This is a genomic window from Pectobacterium colocasium (genome assembly GCF_020181655.1).
Taxonomy (GTDB): Bacteria; Pseudomonadota; Gammaproteobacteria; order Enterobacterales; family Enterobacteriaceae; genus Pectobacterium; species Pectobacterium colocasium.
Map to the genome: position 1 here is coordinate 1,947,007 of NZ_CP084032.1, position 16,267 is coordinate 1,963,273.

Genomic DNA, 16,267 nt, shown 5'->3' on the forward strand with positions numbered 1-16,267 from the left:
CAGTGAGTCAACTAGCAAATAAGGAACGTTCGTTGTTGAGTATACTGCGTCCTTTCCGGCGCAGCTTTTGGAGCATTGGGATTTTCAGCGCCATCGTTAATCTACTGATGCTGTCGCCCTCTATCTATATGCTGCAGGTTTACGATCGCGTACTGGCGTCGGGGAATGGCACCACGTTGCTGATGCTCACCCTGCTGATTGCCGGTCTGGGGATATTCATGGCGGCACTCGAATGGGTGCGAAGTCTGGTGGTCGTGAGACTCGGCACCCGTATCGACCTACAGCTGAATCAACAGGTTTTCAACGCCGCGTTTGAGCGCAATCTGGAAGCCGGTGAGGCCAAAGCGGGTCAGGCACTGAACGATCTCACGCTCTTGCGGCAGTTCATTACGGGCAACTCACTGTTTGCCTTCTTTGATATTCCCTGGTTTCCCTTCTTTTTATTGGTGCTGTTCCTGATCCACCCGGTTCTCGGCCTGCTGGCGCTGGGAGGGACGGTGGTGCTGGTGCTGCTGGCGTGGCTGAATCAGTATCTCACCACGTCGCCTTTGGAAGAGGCTAACCATGAAGCGCTACAGGCGACCCATCTTGCGGATACGCAACTGCGCAATGCGGAAGTTATTGAATCGATGGGAATGTTGCCTAACTTGCGCCGCCGCTGGCTGGGGCAACACTACCGCTTTATTACCTTGCAAAATCTGGCAAGTGAACGGGCTGCGGTTGTCGGCGCGGCATCCAAACATGCACGCGTTTTTCTGCAATCGCTGATGCTCGGCGTGGGTGCCTTGCTTGCGATTAAGGGCGAGATTACGCCAGGCATGATGATTGCGGGGTCAATTCTTGTTGGGCGTGTGCTGAGTCCTATCGATCAGTTTATTGGTATTTGGAAACCGTTAAGCAGCGCCCGTCAGGCCTGGCATCGACTGAGTCGTATCATGGCCGCGTATCCACCTAAAGCGGTGCCGATGGCGTTACCTGCGCCAGTTGGCCAGCTCAGCGTCGAGAATGTGCTGTTGCAGACGCCACAAGGGGCGGCCAGGTTGCAGGACATCCATTTCTCGCTTCAGGCGGGGGAAACGCTGGCGATTCTGGGCGCCTCCGGTTCGGGGAAATCGACACTGGCACGCCTGCTGGTGGCGACGCAAACACCAACGCGCGGCAAGGTTCGACTGGATGGCGCCGATCTCAACCAGGTAGATAAAACCGCGTTTGGCCCGGCGATGGGCTACCTGCCGCAGGATGTGCAGCTCTTTAAGGGCACGTTGGCGGAGAATATTTCCCGCTTTGGCGAACATGATGCGGAAAAAATTGTGGCGGCGGCGAAGCTGGCTGGCGTCCACGACATGATTCTTAGCCAACCGCAGGGATACGACACCCCGCTCGGCGCTGACGGCAACGGGCTGTCGGGCGGGCAGCGGCAGCGCATTGCTCTGGCGCGTGCAGTGTATGGTGACCCCTGTCTGCTGGTGCTTGATGAGCCGAACTCTAGTCTCGATAACGAAGGTGAAATGGCACTGGCACAGGCGATCTCGCATCTTCAGAAGCGGGGGGCGACGGTGGTACTGATTACGCATCGTCCTGCGTTAACCACGCTGGCACATAAGATTCTGGTGCTCAATCAGGGGAGGCAGCAACGCTTTGGCCCTGCGCGCGATATTCTGAGCGAACTGCAACCGCGACGTGCCGCCAATCAGGCACAAATGACACCTTCTGCCGCTGTCCAGCGGTAACACGGAATGACGACAACAGGGAAAGACATGTCCGCATCAGAAATAAGCGAAGAGAGTATGAACCAGACGGCGCAGCGCGATGAAAAACGTGCCGTGCGTCTGGGGTGGCTGCTGGTGCTTGCCGGGTTTGGTGGCTTTCTCCTGTGGGCACTGTTTGCCCCCTTGGATAAAGGCGTGATGGTGAATGGCAGCGTGGTGATTTCCGGTAACCGCAAGGTTGTGCAGCACAATCAAGGCGGCATTGTCGATAGAATTCAGGTGAAAGACGGCGACAGAGTCGAGGCCGGCCAGATCCTGCTCACGCTGAATGAGGTTGATGCGCGTTCGGCGAGTGAAGGGCTGGATGGTCAGTATTTACAGCTGGTGGCACGGGAAGGTCGACTGCTTGCCGAGCAGCAGCGCCTGAACGATATGGTGATGACGCCCCGCCTGCAACTTCTCGCTGAAAGGCCGGAGATGAACGTAATTACGGCATTGCAGCGTGATTTACTGCGCAGCCGTCAGCAATCACTCAAGCTTGAAGCTGAAGGAATGCGTTCCAGTATTGCAGGCATGGAGGCGTCACTCAGCGCCCAACGTCAGGTGATGTCCAGTAAGCAGAAGCAGCGGGAGACGCTGGAACAGCAGCTACAAGGGCTGCGTTCACTGGCGGCGGAAAACTATGTACCGCGTAACAAAATGCTGGAGAACGAACGTTTGCTGGCGCAGCTTAACGGCGACATCGCCCAGTTGGCGGGGGATACGAACCGTATCCGCCGTGATATTGAGCAACAAACGCTGCTGATAGCACAGCGTCAGCAGGAATACGACAAGGAAGTGAACAGCGAGCTGGCGGAAGTGCAGGCGTTGCTGAGTGATGTGGGCAGTAAGAAGGAAAAAGCCGATTTCAATTTGGCGAATATCCAGATGCGCGCGCCTGTTTCCGGCACGGTGGTCGGGCTGAAAGTGTTTACGGAAGGCGGTGTGATTGCGCCGGGGCAGACGCTGCTGGAGATTGTGCCGGACGATCAGCCGCTGTTGGTGGATGCGCGCCTTCCCGTGGAGCTGGTGGATAAGGTCTGGCCGGGGCTACCCGTCGAGTTGCAGTTCGTCGCGTTTAACCAAAGCACAACGCCGCGCGTAGCGGGAACGGTCGAGCTGTTGTCCGCCGACCGCCTGCTGGATGAGCGAGACGGTTCTCCTTATTACAGCCTGCGCGTGATGGTGGATGATGCAGGAAAACGTGAGCTGGAGGGGTTGGAAATCAAACCCGGCATGCCAGTACAAGGGTTTGTGCGTACTGGGGAGCGGTCGTTCGTCAATTATCTATTTAAGCCTTTAATGGATCGCCTGCATCTGGCATTAACGGAAGAGTAATCATGCAAAGGATCGCGATAATCATGCTGTTTGGGCTGCTTTCTTCGGGCGCGAGCGCATTAGGACTGCTTGATGCCTGGGAGTTGGCGTTGCGTAACGACGCTCAGTTTCGTGCGGCGGGGTTTGAACGTGCGGCAGGTCAGGAAGAGGAAAACATCGGGCGTGCCAATCTGCTCCCCAACCTCCAGTATGGCTATAGCGCTAACCGCAGCCACTCCAAAGTCACCCAAACGGATAGTTTCACCAATAACACGCTAAAACGTGATTACAACAGCTACACGTCCACGTTGTCGCTGCGCCAGCCGCTGCTGGATTATGCAGCCTGGGCGCGCTATCAGCAGGGCGTTGCCCGCACACTAATGGCCGACCAGCGTTTTCGCGATCGCAGTCAGGATCTGATGGTACGGTTATATAAAGCCTGGAGTAGCGCGCTGCTGGCGCAGGAAAAACTGCAATTGCTGGATGCGCAACAGCGGGCGTATCAGGAGCAGTTGGCGCTGAATAAACGTCTCTTACTTGCGGGCGAAGGGACGCTAACGGATGTGCGGGAAACGGAAGCGCGCTTTACGCTGATGGAAGCACAGCGGATTGAGCAGCAGGACAATCTGGATGCCGCGATCACCGATCTGGAAAATATGACGGGTACAGCGCTGGATATCACGGCGCTGCATCCTCTGACGCTCACTCAACTGCCGCCTGCGGAATCAGGCAAGCAGACGCTGGCGCAGTGGCGCGATCTTGCCGTGCAGCATAATGCCAAACTGGCGACGCAGCGCGAGGGGCTGACGGTCAGTCGTTATGAAATTGAACGCAGCCGCGCCGGACATTTACCCACGCTGTCGTTGGTGGCATCGTCGCGCAATAGCCGTTCGGAAAGTGAATACAACTACAATCAGAAATACGACACGCAGAGTGTCGGCTTGCAGCTGAACGTGCCGCTTTATTCCGGCGGTTCCGTCTCGGCATCGATGCGGCAGGCCGCAGCGCAATATCAGCAAACTCAGGCGGAACTGGACGATCAAACCAAACAAACGCTGGCGGAATTGAAAAAATACTACAACCTGTACAACAACGGGTCGGCGAAAATTAAGGCCTGGCAAATGACCGCCTCGTCGGCACAAGAAGCGGTCAACGCCACGCGATTAAGCGTCGCGGGCGGCGAACGTATCAATCTGGATATTCTACTGGCCGAACAGGATTGGTATAACGCCCGACGAGAGCTGGCGGAAGCGAAATACAGCTGGCTTCAGGCATGGCTCTTACTGCGCTATACCGCAGGGACGCTGAACGAGAAAGATATTCTGGAACTGGCGGCCTGGTTTCAACCAGCAACGGATCCATGGGGCAACGGCAAGACCATCACAAACTAAAGCAGATGACAAAATTATCTACGGATAATCGGATAAGGTTTTTGTCAGCAGCAACGTTTACGTACATGCATCATGAAGTAGGGCGAGTACAGGACGACGATAAATGGTTCAATTCTGTAGGATATTGTGCCTCAGTAATACTTAAACTCCTTTAAAATCATCAAACATCCTCATTTTGCATAATGGCCTCCGTTCTTATCAGGAGGCTTTATCGTGAAAAAAATCAAAAAACCGCGTCTTACCGGCTGGATTGTGACATCCGCTTTTCTCTTTGCTGTTATCGGGCTGATTTCACCACAACAGCTTCCCGTCACCGTCTATAAGCTCTCGCTTATTTCACTCGCTGCGGTATTAGGCTATTGGCTGGATCGCTCGCTGTTTCCTAAAGCGCGTCCCGGTCTGTTCCTCGAACAAGGCGATGAGCCGGTGCCGCGTGGACGTTTCCCTGTTCGGGACGGTCACCACACTGTATTTGCCGCCGCGATGTTACGACGTGCGCTGATTGTGTCAGCCGTTTGCATCGGCGTAGCGATGGGGTTGTGATATGCGCTACTTTCTCATCACGCTGCTTGTTAGCCCGATGTTTTTTAGCGCGGTGGCCTGCGCCGACACGATCCCTCGTGCCGCGCAGGTGTACCGTAGTGATGTCATCCGCAGCGCACGGCTGGATTGGGGCATGAATGCCCCGATTGCGGACTTCGCGGCACAACTTCATCAGGAAAGCGGCTGGAATCCACGGGCCGTCTCGCCCGTCGGTGCACAAGGGCTGGCGCAGTTTATGCCGACAACCGCTGACTGGTTTAGCGGTATCGTTCCTGAGCTTCGGGCAAACCAACCGTTTAATCCGGCCTGGGCTATCCGCGCGCTGACGGGTTATGACCGCTGGCTGTGGACACGAATCAGTGCCCGCAATGATTGCGAACGCATGGCAATGACCTTGTCGTCCTACAACGGCGGACTTGGCTGGTTACAGCGTGATAAACAGCGCGCGAAAATTGCCGAGAAGGACATCCTTCGCTGGTTTGGCCATGTGGAAACCGTCAATGCCGGGCGCAGTGCCGCCAACTGGCGTGAGAACCGTCATTATCCCGACCGCATTTTGCATCAGTTGGCACCACGGTATTTGAGTTGGGGGAGGGCGAGCTGTGTGGAATAGTCTGTTTCTCAATAGCCTGAAATCCTTTCTTTCGCCACGTGTGGTCACCGTTCTGTTTGCTGTTGTGTTGCTACTCGCGGTCTATCTGACGGGGCGTAATCAGGGTTATCAACTGGCACAAGCACTGGGGGATGCCGCGCTGGCGAAACAGCAGGCGGCATTCAACTTGCTACAGCAGCAGCAGGCTGAAACCCACAACCAGCTATTACGTGCGGCGGCAGAGCAATATCAGCAGCAGGTAGCGCGTGGGAATCAACTCGAACAGCGCTATCTCGCTGCGCGTCAACAACTGGCGGCGGATAACGCCGCCCTGCAACGGAAGATCGATTATGTTACTCAGCAATATATTGACGAAAAAGGAAAAATTCAGCCTGTGCAGTGCGTGTTTACTCGTGGCTTCGTGCAGCACTACAACGCCGCTTTCGGTCTGTCCGCCGACGGTGCCACAGGCATTACCGCCGCTGCCCGCCGCACTGGCGCAGCGCCCGGTTCCGGCGCAGCCGCTGACGCCGAATTACAATCTTCAGGCATCTCCCAGCGCGATATCCTCGCCAACATCAGCGACAACGGAGAACGCTACCAGACGCTAAGCGCGCAGGTTAACGCACTGCTGGATTACATCGAAGCGTTACAACAGGCAAGGGAGGTAACACGTGAAGATTGAAGTGGAGTTCTGGTCGCTGGTCGGCCTGCTGTTGTCGTTTATGAGCTTCCTGTTTGCCGCTGGGCGGATTCTGCTTACCCAGATTGAAAAACGGCTGAACGAGCGTTTTGCCGCGCTGGAAAATGCGCGCCAAAAGAGCGAGCAAGGATGGACGCGGCTGGAGCGTGAGTTTCTGGAATTTCGCGCTGATTTACCGCTGATTTACGTGCGGCGTGAGGATTACATCCGTGGTCAAACGGTCATCGAAGCCAAACTGGATGCGCTTTACAACAAACTGGAGTTAGTGCAGCAGCGGCATGTGGGAGGCAATCATGGCTGACACGCAGCGTATTCGGCAGGAATCGATGCGTTGGCATTTGCTGATCGCATTAAATAAAACACGCCCTTACACCGCGAATGAAATGTTCCTGCTGGCGCTGATGCAGCGGCTGTATGCCGATGCCTCTGCGCTGGAGCTACGTCATGCGCTGGATTACCTGGCCGATCGCAAGATGGCGGTATTAACCAAGGAGGTGAGCGGCGTCTGGCTGGCGAATCTCACCCGTCTTGGCGTGGATGTCGTGGAATATGCGGTGGATTGTATGGTTGGCATCGCCCGGCCTGAAAAATACTGGGATCGGTAATCCCATTGCATGGCTTGCGCTTCTGCCTTTGCGCGTTGTCAGTGTCGCCATATTTCTCTGCGCCAGCACGATTGTGTTGGCGTTTTTTTTATCGAAATAATTTTTATTTTTCATGGTATTAGCCGTTATTTTTCAAATAAATCACGTCGCTGTTTTTTCTAAAACAGATTAAAAGCCGCCGCCAACCGTTATCCGGATACTAGCGCCATCAACATGATGCGTCACCAAAACAGGACGCCATCAACACAGCGGGTGAACGGATATGAATACCAGACCAATTATCGATGCGGTGATAGCCCGCCTCAAGCAGCACTTACCGGCACGGCGGATTGCGTCCTGTCCAGAAAACATTCTGACCGGGCCAGAGCTTCTGACGGCTGGCGATGTGCTGGTGGGGTATCGCGGTTCCGAGTTTTCCGCACCGGAAGATGCGGATTCTCCGGTTCAGACGCAGCGGCCACAGCTGATGGTCGCTGTGTTGCTGCCCGAGCTGGATGGCGAAGACGGCGTGCTGGCCACGCTCGATACCGTCCGTCAGGCGCTGGGGGGATACCGACTGCCTGACTGCCATCGCGGTATTCGGTTAGTTCGTGACCGTTATGTTGGCTACACCGAAGGACGCTGGCACTACGCCATTGATTGCACCACAGAAACCCTTTTTATCGAAGACCGCGAGCAGACGGATGGTCCGCTGCTTACCACGGTTAATTATGAGGAGAAAGACGCATGAAGTATCGCTATACCGGCCCCGCCAGCGGCGTCACGCTGGCAGATGGTCAGGAAATCCTGCTTTGGCCTGCTCAGGTGACTGAACTGCCGGCAGATCATGAGTACGTGAAAACGCTGATCGCGCTGGGCTATTTGCTGCCTGTCGCGGGTCAGGTTCTGGCTGATAGCGCAACGGAGGTGACCCTTGGCCGCTAATTATTTACACGGTGTAGAAACCATTGAAGTTGAAACCGGTGCTCGTCCGGTGAAAACCGTCAAATCTGCGGTGATCGGGTTGATTGGTACGGCGCCGCAGGGTGCGGTAAATGATGTCACGCTGTGTCTGTCCGAAAAAGATGCGGCACAGTTTGGTAGCCAGTTCAGCGGCTATACCATCCCGCAGGCGCTGGATGCCATTTACGATCACGGCGCAGGTACGGTTCTGGTCATCAACGTGCTGGATCCGGCGAAACACAAATCGTCGGTGAGCGCAGAAAAAGTCACGTTTGACAAAGCGACCGGTACGGCGCAACTGGCGAACCGTGTGGTTGCCAAACTGGTGCTGATGGCGGCGGAAGGCAGTCAGCCGTTTGTCGAAGGTCAGGACTATACGCTGGATGCACAAACTGGCGTCCTGAAAAACCTGGGCAAAAATATCGATGCCGCCGCTGTGGTTAGCGCGTCTTATGACTTTGCTGATGTCACGAAAGTGACTGCCGCCGACATCATCGGCAGCATCAACGCCGCGGGCAAACGTACCGGTATGAAGCTGTTGAACGATACCTACAACCTGTACGGCTTCTTTGCCAAGATTCTGATTTCGCCGGTGTTCTGTACGCAAAATAGCGTAACGACCGAGCTGATCGCACTGGCGGACAAACTGGGCGCGATTGCCTACATCGATGCGCCAATCGGTACCACTTTTGCGCAGGCGCTGAGCGGCCGTGGCCCGGAAGGCACGATCAACTTCAACACCAGCTCTGAACGCGCTCGTCTGTGCTATCCGCACGTCAAAGTGTACGACGCGGAAACCAACAGCGAACGTCTGGAACCGCTATCGGCGCGTGCTGCCGGCCTGCGTGCCAAAGTCGATCTGGAAAAAGGTTTCTGGTGGTCGTCGTCCAACCAGGAAATCAAAGGGATCACCGGTGTAGAGCGCCAGCTGTCCGCGATGATTGACGATCCGCAGAGTGAAGTGAACCTGCTGAACGAGCAGGGCATCAGCACCATTTTCAACAGCTACGGCTCCGGCCTGCGTCTGTGGGGTAACCGCACCGCCGCCTGGCCAACCGTGACGCACATGAAGAACTTCGAAAACGTGCGTCGTACTGGCGATGTGATTAACGAATCCATCCGCTATTTCAGCCAGCAGTACATCGACATGCCGATCAACCAGGCACTGATCGACGCATTGGTGGAATCGGTCAACGCCTATGGTCGCAAGCTGATCGGCGATGGTGCGCTGCTGGGCTTTAAGTGCTGGTTCGATGCCGCGCGTAACGAGCAAACCGAGCTGGCGGCAGGGCACCTGTTGCTTAACTACAAATTCACTCCGCCGCCACCGCTTGAGCGTCTGACCTTTGAGACGGAGATCACCTCGGAATACCTGGTAACGCTGGAGGGCACTAACTGATGGCCGGGAAAATTGAAGTAAACCGTATTACCAACGCCAACATCTACATCAACGGCACCAACCTGCTGGGGCGTGCGCAGGAAATCAAACTGCCGGATGTCTCCATGATCATGCAGGAGCACAAGGCGCTGGGTATGGTCGGTAAGATCGAACTGCCTGCGGGCTTCGACAAACTGGAAGGTGAGATCAAATGGAACTCCTTCTACCGCGAAGCAATGCTGGCGGCGGCGAACCCGTACCAGTCGCTGGCGCTACAGTGCCGCTCCAGCGTGGAACGCTACGGCTCTCAAGGCCGTATCGAAGAAGTGCCGCTGGTGACGTACATGACCATCATGTTCAAAAAGAATCCGCTGGGTACGTTCAAGCAGCATGAAAACCCGGATTTCAGCAGCGCATTCAACTGCACCTACATCAAGCAGGTGATGAACGGTGAAGACCTGCTGGAGCTGGATTATATGTCCAACATCTTCATGGTGGGCGGCGTGGATCAACTGAACAGCTACCGTGCCAATATCGGCGGTTAATTTATCTTCCAGGCCCGCTGTCAGGGCGGGCGTTTCTATCAATCAATAAGGTGACCATGTCAGAAAAAGTATTTGATATTATTGACTTAGAAAATAATATTCACTTTCAATGCCGTGAAGATGTCTACATTTTGGATGCGGGGGAAGAGGCGGGTTTTACTTTACCCTATTCAAGTCGTGCTGGTGCGGACTCGACATCTGTAGCCCGTTTGATCTCTGGCCAGGTTGATCAGAGTGATGGCTCCTATTTAGATGACAACCAGAAAGCGGCCGGCTTCTTTCTGACGGATACCTCTTACCCGCTAAGCAATTGTGTTGTTCGCTTCTATGCAGAAGATGAGCTGCATCATTAATTATCAATGTTCGCGTTATCGTAATGAGAGGGGCTTCGGCCCCTTTCTTATGCCCGCCATTTTCGTTTTCTAATTCACTTTAAAATCGTTATTCCTCGCTGCACGCGATACTGCTCCCGACATTTACTAAGGAGCCGTTATGCACACTGAAACCTATTCTCTGCAATTCCCTTACACCACCTCTGCTGGCCAACGCGTGGAGTCCATTTCGCTCAAGCGTCTGAAAGTCAAAGACATCAAAGCGGTAAAAAAAATCAGCGATGACCCAAGCAACTGGGACGACGCACTGCTGTCGCGCATGACCGGTCTGGTGCCGGAAGACATCGATGAGATGGACGCGCAGGACTATATGGCGCTGCAAAAACGATTTCAGCAGCTACTTGGGTTGGATAACGCAGCCGGCGCTGCTGTGGAAAGCGCAGGCGCTACTGGCGAGGTGGTTTCGCTTTCAGCCGAGTGAAATTGATGCGCTGGAACTGGACGATTTTGAACGCTGGTTGGATGAAGCCAGCGAACAGATAAAACGTGAGAACGGTGAGGAAGACTGATAACTGACATGATTACTGAGTCCACCATCCACCCTAACCCGGCCAGCGATAGGACGCTGGCCGTTTTACTCCCTCACCACCTGTCTTCTTCTCCTGCTGATTACCGCCCTTTTCCTCGTTTTATCCCCGGTTTGTGATGGGGAAACCAAGCTGGAGCGGCGCAAGCCGCCGTCTCCGATCCGCCCCGTAAGGGGTTTTTCTAAATGAGAGTGAACCGTGGATATGCTTTTAAACGGTGTCATGCTGGGCAGGGCGTTTGGCGCCACGCTGGATGACACAAAAAAATCCCTGCAGCCACTTAGCGATAAACTCAAACAAGCTGAGGAGTGGCAGCGTCTGTTTAATCAGTCGCTAGAACGTTTTGGCAATGTCAGTTTGCGCAGCACACAAGTGACATCCCGACTGAGCCAGTCATTAAGTAAATTGGTAACCAATCAGGAACGGCTGGAGAGTAGCCAGTCACGTCAGGAAACGCTACGTAGCCGTCGAAGTGAACTCGCTAGTGACTTTAAGACTAAGCGCGAACAGTTCGGTTCTGTCATGAAGCCAATTGTGGCGTCGGTTACACGCTATGCGTCGTTCGAGGCGCAGTTGCGCGACATCAGCGTTGCTCATGGGATATCGAGCGAGCAGGAAAAGTTGATGGGGCAGAAGCTACGTCAATCTTCTCAACGCGTAAACCAAACGCCGGATGCGCTGCTTAGCAGTACCGGACAGCTGCTTGCTCGCGGTATGTCAAAAGAGCAGGTAACGGATGTAGCCGAGGTGCTGGGGAAAACGTCAACGGCCTCTGGCGCGGCGCTGTCCGATCTTACCGCGCTTTCGGCCACATTGGATGGCGTGTTTAACCTGAAAGGAGCGAAAGCGCTGGAGGAATCCTTCTCCCGCATGCTGGCGGGGACTAAGCAAGGGTTTTCCATGGCGTCGATGGCGCAATACGCGACGGCGCTGGCTCCAGGATTTACGGCGATGGGGGCGACGGGTAATCAAGCGCTGAGTCAGTTAGTTTCCAGTCTGAGTGCGACAAAAGGCACGGATACGGAAGCGAACACGGCTGCCCGGCTGGAGAGCTTTATGAATGCCGTGGGGCGAACCGACATTGCTGACAGTTACGGCAAAGCGGGCGTGAATTACAACGCGTTGCTGAAAAGCCATATGAAAGATGGATATTCACAGTACGACGCAGCGGTTCTGATTGGCAATCAGTTGATCGACAGCAAAGGCAGTCAATTCCAGAAACGCTGGGACATGGCGGCGGGTAACGTGGACGCACAGCAAAGCTTAATGCAGCGTTACGGCTTGCAGGAGGTGTTCCGAACACCAGAAGCGCTCAATCATGCGATGTCGATGAAACAGAATTGGCAGAGCTATCAAGCAAACCAGCAGCGGATGAATAGCCCGGCGGCCACGCAAACGCTGGGTCTCGACTTCGCCCGACAGAATGACACATTGACCGCGCGCTGGAATCAAATGACAACGTCAGTGATGAACATTGCGCTCAATGTGGGAGAAGCACTGACGCCGGTATTGGTTTCCTTGAGCGACATACTGATTCCTATTTTGGATCAATTGGTGACCTGGACGGCAGCGAACCCTGAACTGGTTCGCGGGATCGTGATGGCCGTTGCCGGTTTCTTCGCGTTCAGAATGGCATTGAGCGGGGCGAAGTTGGGGATGACCACGCTGTTATCGCCTTTGCAGAGCGTTTGGGGCGGTATTTTGCAAGTTCAGCGCGGTTGGCAATTGTTCAATGCGGGATTAAGAACGACGGGCGTATTACAAGGTGTGGGAGCGGCGCTGAACTGGCTGGTTGGCGGAGCCGGAACATTAGGGCGCATGCTTGGCGGTGTGTTACGCAGCGGCTTGATGATGGCAGGCCGAGCAATATTGGTGCTGGGGCGTTTGCTGCTGACAACACCAATTGGCTGGATAATTACCGCGATTGTGGGGGCAGTTGCTTTGATTTACTACTACTTTGATCCAATCGCTGCATTTTTCAAAGATCTCGGTTCAAAAATTGGCAATGCTTTCGATGCGGGTCTGGAAGCGCTCAGTGATGCGGTATCCGGTGGCGTAGTAGGTATTACCGCTTTACTGCTCGATTGGTCACCCTACGGTGTGCTGTATTCCATCTTTGCTGATACTGTTAGCGAACTGGGGATTCAGCTTCCCGGCAGCCTCAGTGAGCTCGGTGGCGTGATTATTGATTCCCTGGTTAAGGGGCTGGTCAGTTATTTCCCTGAGCTAAAAAATGTCCTGAAAACGATCGATGAGTTTATTCCCGATAGCGTTAAAGACTTTCTGGGTATCGGCTCGAAGAAAGTGTCTGTAGAAGCCAGCGGTCAATCTGTGGCTGCCAGTGTTATGACTCCACCCGTTCTGCAACCCACTCAAGTATCTGCATTGTCGCTACAGCCGACGCAGCATGTTGAATTACCTAAGACTGAGGACGCAATGCCAACGCCGCAACAGCGGGTTGCAATGACATCATCTGTCGGTGGAGCGAAAGGTAAGTTAGTCAGCGCAGCCCCTTCCGAACGTGTTCAGGTTGCTTTCTCACCCACCATTTATCTCAACGGCCAGAAGGCTGCGCCAACGCCTGAAATGACGAAGACGCTGACGCTTAGCATGAATGAACTGGAAAATATGTTGAACAAGCTGCTCACTCAGCGTGAGCGCAGGGGGTATGCCTGATGTTTGCGGTATTAGGAGATATTGAATTTAAAGTAACCGCCTATTGGGACGGCTTTAATACGTCATTCGGGGCAGATTACGCCGAACATAGCCGTATTGAAGGTAAACCCGGTCTGCAATTCATCGGCGCGAAGCTGGACGAGATTCGCATTAGCCTGGTGTTTCACCAGCAATATTGCACGCCGGATGTGGAACTGAAGCGCTTGAATGAGGCGATGCGAGCGCATCAGGCGATGGCGCTGGTCTTCGGTAATGGGGACTATCGCGGCTGGTTTGTGATTACTGCTCTGACCTCGACCAGCCAGCATACCGACGCGAAGGGCAACGTATTGGCAATGAATGCTGAACTGACGCTGCGCGAATACATTGGCGATCCGAAGAATCCGCTCAAGCCGCCGGCGATACAGACGCCTGTTCCTAACGTCAGCGCAATCACCAAGGCTGTTGAGAAAGTGAACGACTTTGCGACCTCGTTACGTACGGCCGTTACGTATGCCAAGAAGGCGCAGTCTGCCTTTAAAGCGGCGAAAACCACGGTGCAGATTGTCAAACGGATGAAGAAAAATCCCGAAACGGCGCTGTTGCAAGTTCCCGGGCTGTTAACGCAAGTAGGAAATGTATTGACGCCGTTAAGTGAGGTGGAGCCTGCGTTTAAAAAAACGGCAGAAGCCATTTCTGATGCCGCCGTTCAGGCAGAGAAGATGATGCCTGAAATTACGGCGGTGAATAAAGCGGCGAATGATGTGCTGAAACAGATCAGGCAAGTTGCCGACTTGTTGCAGGGCGTCGACAGTAAAAACGTCATCGAAAGGGTGGAAGCCATCAGTAAACATGTTGATGCAGCTAGCGACACGTTTAAAGGCGCGGAACCTGCGCTGAGCAAACTGACGGCGGAAATCGTGAAGAGGGTTGAAGCATATGCACCTTGAACATATCACTACACAAGGCGAACGCTGGGATACCTTGTCCTATCGGTATTACGGCGATCCGCTCGGCTATCCGCGGATCATTGCCGCGAACCCGCATATTCCGATTGTGCCGCTGTTGCCATCAGGCCTAGTGGTTCTGATTCCGATTATTGAACAGGCAGAAGCCAGCAACGCGGAGGATACCCCACCATGGCTGCGTTAACGGAAGAATTAACCTTGCTCTCGCCCGCCGTGTCGGACGTGCTGCAACCCGCGTTCACCCTGTGGTATCAGCAGAAAGACATTACCAATGATATCGCGCCGTATGTCACCAGCGTGACGTATACCGACAGCATCAAGAATGAATCGGATTCGATCGAGGTCAGGCTCGACGATACCGATGGCCGCTGGATGGATAAGTGGTATCCCGGTACGGGCGATACGTTATCGCTCAAGCTAGGCTACCGCGGTGAAACGCTGTTTAACTGCGGCACGTTCTCGATAGATGAAATTGAGGTTAGCGCACCGCCCAGCGAAGTGATGATTCGCGGCGTCGCGACATCGGTCAACCGTGCATTGCGAACCAAGTCAAACCGCGGTTTTGAAGATACGACGCTAGCCGCCATTGCGACACGCATCGCGAAAAAGCATCAGTTGATGCTGGTAGGCAAGATTCAAATCATCAAGATCGATCGTGTTACGCAATATGCGGAAACTGATGTCGCTTTTCTAAAGCGGCTCGCCAGCGAATATGGCTATGTTGTGAAAGTGGTCAGCGACCAACTGATTTTTTCCCATCTGGCAACGCTGCGCAGCCAGGCGCCTGTTCGACAAATCAAGCCAACGGATGTCGCGCGTTTTTCACTGCGCGACACCATCAGCCACGTCTATAAAAACGCCAAGACGAAATATCAGAAAGGGAGTGAAAAGAAACTGATGGTTTATGAAGCTGACGGAGGCGTGAAAAGCGAAATGAAGTCTGCTGGCGCCGAGACCAGTGCGGATACGCTGAAAGTTAACGCCCGCGCGGCGGATGCCTCTGGCGTGCGGATGAAAACGGATGCCGCGTTGGATGCGCATAACGAAAAGCAGCAAACGGGATCGATGACGCTGATGGGCAGCCCACAGTTGGCGGCGGGGAATAAAGTTGAACTGGTGTCGTTCGGCCAGCTTTCTGGTCAGTGGTTGATCGAATCGGCTCGCCATGTTCTGGAACGGGGTAGTGGTTATACCTCCGAGATCGGTGTGACGCGCGGACCGATTACGGCAGGTAAGCGTAAGTCGGACAGCGGAAAAACGCTGGTGACTTACCATCCTGATGGCAGCCAGACAACACAAACGGTTAAGAGTAAAAAGGATGTGGGGTTATGAGTTTATCTCGTCGAATTGGCACGATCAGTGCGCTGGATGAGGTTCGCGTTATGGTGCGCGTCCGTTTACCTGAGTGCGACAATCTGCGAACGGCCTGGCTACCGGTATTACAGCGCAATACGCAGAATAATAAGGATTACTGGTTGCCAGATATTGGCGAACAGGTCGAAGTTCTGCTGGACGGCAACGGCGAAGATGGTCTGGTTCTGGGGGCGATTTACTCCGCTGTTGATGTGCCAACGCTGGCAGATAAGGACAAAAGGGCGGTAACGTTCGCTGACGGCGCGCACATTGAATATGATCGCCGAACGCATACGTTAACGATCAACGGCGGCGTGCAGCATATTGCAATTAGCAGCGGCACTGACGTGGTGGTTAACGCTCAGAAAGTCACTATCAATGCGCCAGAGACGACGGTGACGGGTAAGCTGCTGGTACAAGGACAGCTTACCTACGAGAGCGGGATGTCCGGTTCCGGTGGCGCCAGCCTCAGTGGTGATGTCAATATCTCCGGCAACGTCAGCGCCAGCGGCAGTGTGATGGACGCGGGTGGCAACTCCAACCATCACTCGCACTAGTATTTTTCTAAACCGTTTTACAATTCCTTCCTCTCACCGGGGGCGACAATA

The 16,267-nt window shown here is 54.4% G+C and carries 21 protein-coding genes; all 21 read left to right on the top strand.

The annotated features are described in order from the left end of the window. Positions 1–2 precede the first annotated feature (2 nt). Positions 3–1,730, top strand: coding sequence for a type I secretion system permease/ATPase (locus tag LCF41_RS08800; RefSeq protein ID WP_225087728.1), 1,728 nt, complete (start codon positions 3–5; stop codon positions 1,728–1,730). Between the two features lie 27 nt (positions 1,731–1,757). Next, entirely contained in the window at positions 1,758–3,086 is a 1,329-nt protein-coding gene (locus LCF41_RS08805; protein ID WP_225087729.1) for an HlyD family type I secretion periplasmic adaptor subunit, read from the top strand. Between the two features lie 2 nt (positions 3,087–3,088). Further along, positions 3,089–4,456 (top strand): TolC family outer membrane protein, encoded by a 1,368-nt coding sequence (locus tag LCF41_RS08810; protein ID WP_225087730.1) that lies wholly within the window; start codon positions 3,089–3,091, stop codon positions 4,454–4,456. A gap of 213 nt (positions 4,457–4,669) precedes the next feature. Continuing rightward, positions 4,670–4,999 carry a putative holin gene (locus LCF41_RS08815; RefSeq protein ID WP_010281025.1) on the top strand — a complete coding sequence of 110 codons (330 nt, stop codon included), beginning with the start codon at positions 4,670–4,672 and terminating at the stop codon, positions 4,997–4,999. Position 5,000: 1 nt separating this feature from the next. After that, on the top strand, positions 5,001–5,612 hold the full coding sequence (locus LCF41_RS08820; protein ID WP_225087731.1) for a transglycosylase SLT domain-containing protein: 612 nt from the start codon (positions 5,001–5,003) through the stop codon (positions 5,610–5,612). After that, on the top strand, positions 5,602–6,276 hold the full coding sequence (locus tag LCF41_RS08825) for a hypothetical protein (protein WP_225087732.1): 675 nt from the start codon (positions 5,602–5,604) through the stop codon (positions 6,274–6,276). Before LCF41_RS08820 ends, LCF41_RS08825 begins: the two co-directional genes overlap by 11 nt. After that, a complete protein-coding gene (locus tag LCF41_RS08830; protein ID WP_180741352.1) occupies positions 6,266–6,595 on the top strand; it encodes a hypothetical protein in 330 nt (109 codons plus the stop codon). Before LCF41_RS08825 ends, LCF41_RS08830 begins: the two co-directional genes overlap by 11 nt. Beyond that, positions 6,588–6,899: a hypothetical protein gene (locus tag LCF41_RS08835; protein WP_225087733.1), complete on the top strand. Its 312-nt coding sequence runs from the start codon at positions 6,588–6,590 to the stop codon at positions 6,897–6,899. The genes LCF41_RS08830 and LCF41_RS08835 overlap by 8 nt, the downstream gene beginning before the upstream one ends. A gap of 262 nt (positions 6,900–7,161) precedes the next feature. Next, the gene (locus tag LCF41_RS08840) at positions 7,162–7,629 is read left to right on the top strand and encodes a Gp37 family protein (RefSeq protein ID WP_225087734.1); all 468 of its coding nucleotides are present in this window, start codon (positions 7,162–7,164) and stop codon (positions 7,627–7,629) included. Further along, complete coding sequence (locus LCF41_RS08845) at positions 7,626–7,823, top strand: hypothetical protein (protein WP_107167957.1); 198 nt, start codon at positions 7,626–7,628, stop codon at positions 7,821–7,823. The genes LCF41_RS08840 and LCF41_RS08845 overlap by 4 nt, the downstream gene beginning before the upstream one ends. Beyond that, positions 7,813–9,240, top strand: a complete 1,428-nt coding sequence (locus tag LCF41_RS08850; RefSeq protein WP_225087735.1) for a phage tail sheath subtilisin-like domain-containing protein — start codon at positions 7,813–7,815, stop codon at positions 9,238–9,240. The genes LCF41_RS08845 and LCF41_RS08850 overlap by 11 nt, the downstream gene beginning before the upstream one ends. Further along, a complete protein-coding gene (locus LCF41_RS08855; RefSeq protein WP_005972713.1) occupies positions 9,240–9,764 on the top strand; it encodes a phage major tail tube protein in 525 nt (174 codons plus the stop codon). The genes LCF41_RS08850 and LCF41_RS08855 overlap by 1 nt, the downstream gene beginning before the upstream one ends. 56 nt (positions 9,765–9,820) lie before the next feature. Continuing rightward, positions 9,821–10,117: a 2Fe-2S iron-sulfur cluster-binding protein gene (locus LCF41_RS08860; RefSeq protein ID WP_225087737.1), complete on the top strand. Its 297-nt coding sequence runs from the start codon at positions 9,821–9,823 to the stop codon at positions 10,115–10,117. Positions 10,118–10,256: 139 nt separating this feature from the next. Then, positions 10,257–10,577: a phage tail assembly protein gene (locus LCF41_RS08865; protein ID WP_225087738.1), complete on the top strand. Its 321-nt coding sequence runs from the start codon at positions 10,257–10,259 to the stop codon at positions 10,575–10,577. Continuing rightward, a complete protein-coding gene (locus LCF41_RS22330) occupies positions 10,522–10,665 on the top strand; it encodes a GpE family phage tail protein (protein ID WP_094431851.1) in 144 nt (47 codons plus the stop codon). Before LCF41_RS08865 ends, LCF41_RS22330 begins: the two co-directional genes overlap by 56 nt. Positions 10,666–10,673: 8 nt before the next feature. After that, positions 10,674–10,802, top strand: coding sequence for a hypothetical protein (locus LCF41_RS22245; protein ID WP_263059357.1), 129 nt, complete (start codon positions 10,674–10,676; stop codon positions 10,800–10,802). Between the two features lie 85 nt (positions 10,803–10,887). Then, positions 10,888–13,359, top strand: a complete 2,472-nt coding sequence (locus LCF41_RS08870) for a phage tail tape measure protein (RefSeq protein ID WP_225088126.1) — start codon at positions 10,888–10,890, stop codon at positions 13,357–13,359. Beyond that, positions 13,359–14,288, top strand: coding sequence for a phage tail protein (locus LCF41_RS08875; RefSeq protein WP_225087739.1), 930 nt, complete (start codon positions 13,359–13,361; stop codon positions 14,286–14,288). Before LCF41_RS08870 ends, LCF41_RS08875 begins: the two co-directional genes overlap by 1 nt. Further along, positions 14,278–14,490: a tail protein X gene (locus LCF41_RS08880; protein WP_180741347.1), complete on the top strand. Its 213-nt coding sequence runs from the start codon at positions 14,278–14,280 to the stop codon at positions 14,488–14,490. The genes LCF41_RS08875 and LCF41_RS08880 overlap by 11 nt, the downstream gene beginning before the upstream one ends. After that, positions 14,478–15,638 carry a phage late control D family protein gene (locus LCF41_RS08885; protein WP_225087740.1) on the top strand — a complete coding sequence of 387 codons (1,161 nt, stop codon included), beginning with the start codon at positions 14,478–14,480 and terminating at the stop codon, positions 15,636–15,638. Before LCF41_RS08880 ends, LCF41_RS08885 begins: the two co-directional genes overlap by 13 nt. Next, positions 15,635–16,216 (top strand): phage baseplate assembly protein V, encoded by a 582-nt coding sequence (locus LCF41_RS08890; RefSeq protein ID WP_225087741.1) that lies wholly within the window; start codon positions 15,635–15,637, stop codon positions 16,214–16,216. Before LCF41_RS08885 ends, LCF41_RS08890 begins: the two co-directional genes overlap by 4 nt. Positions 16,217–16,267 lie beyond the last annotated feature (51 nt).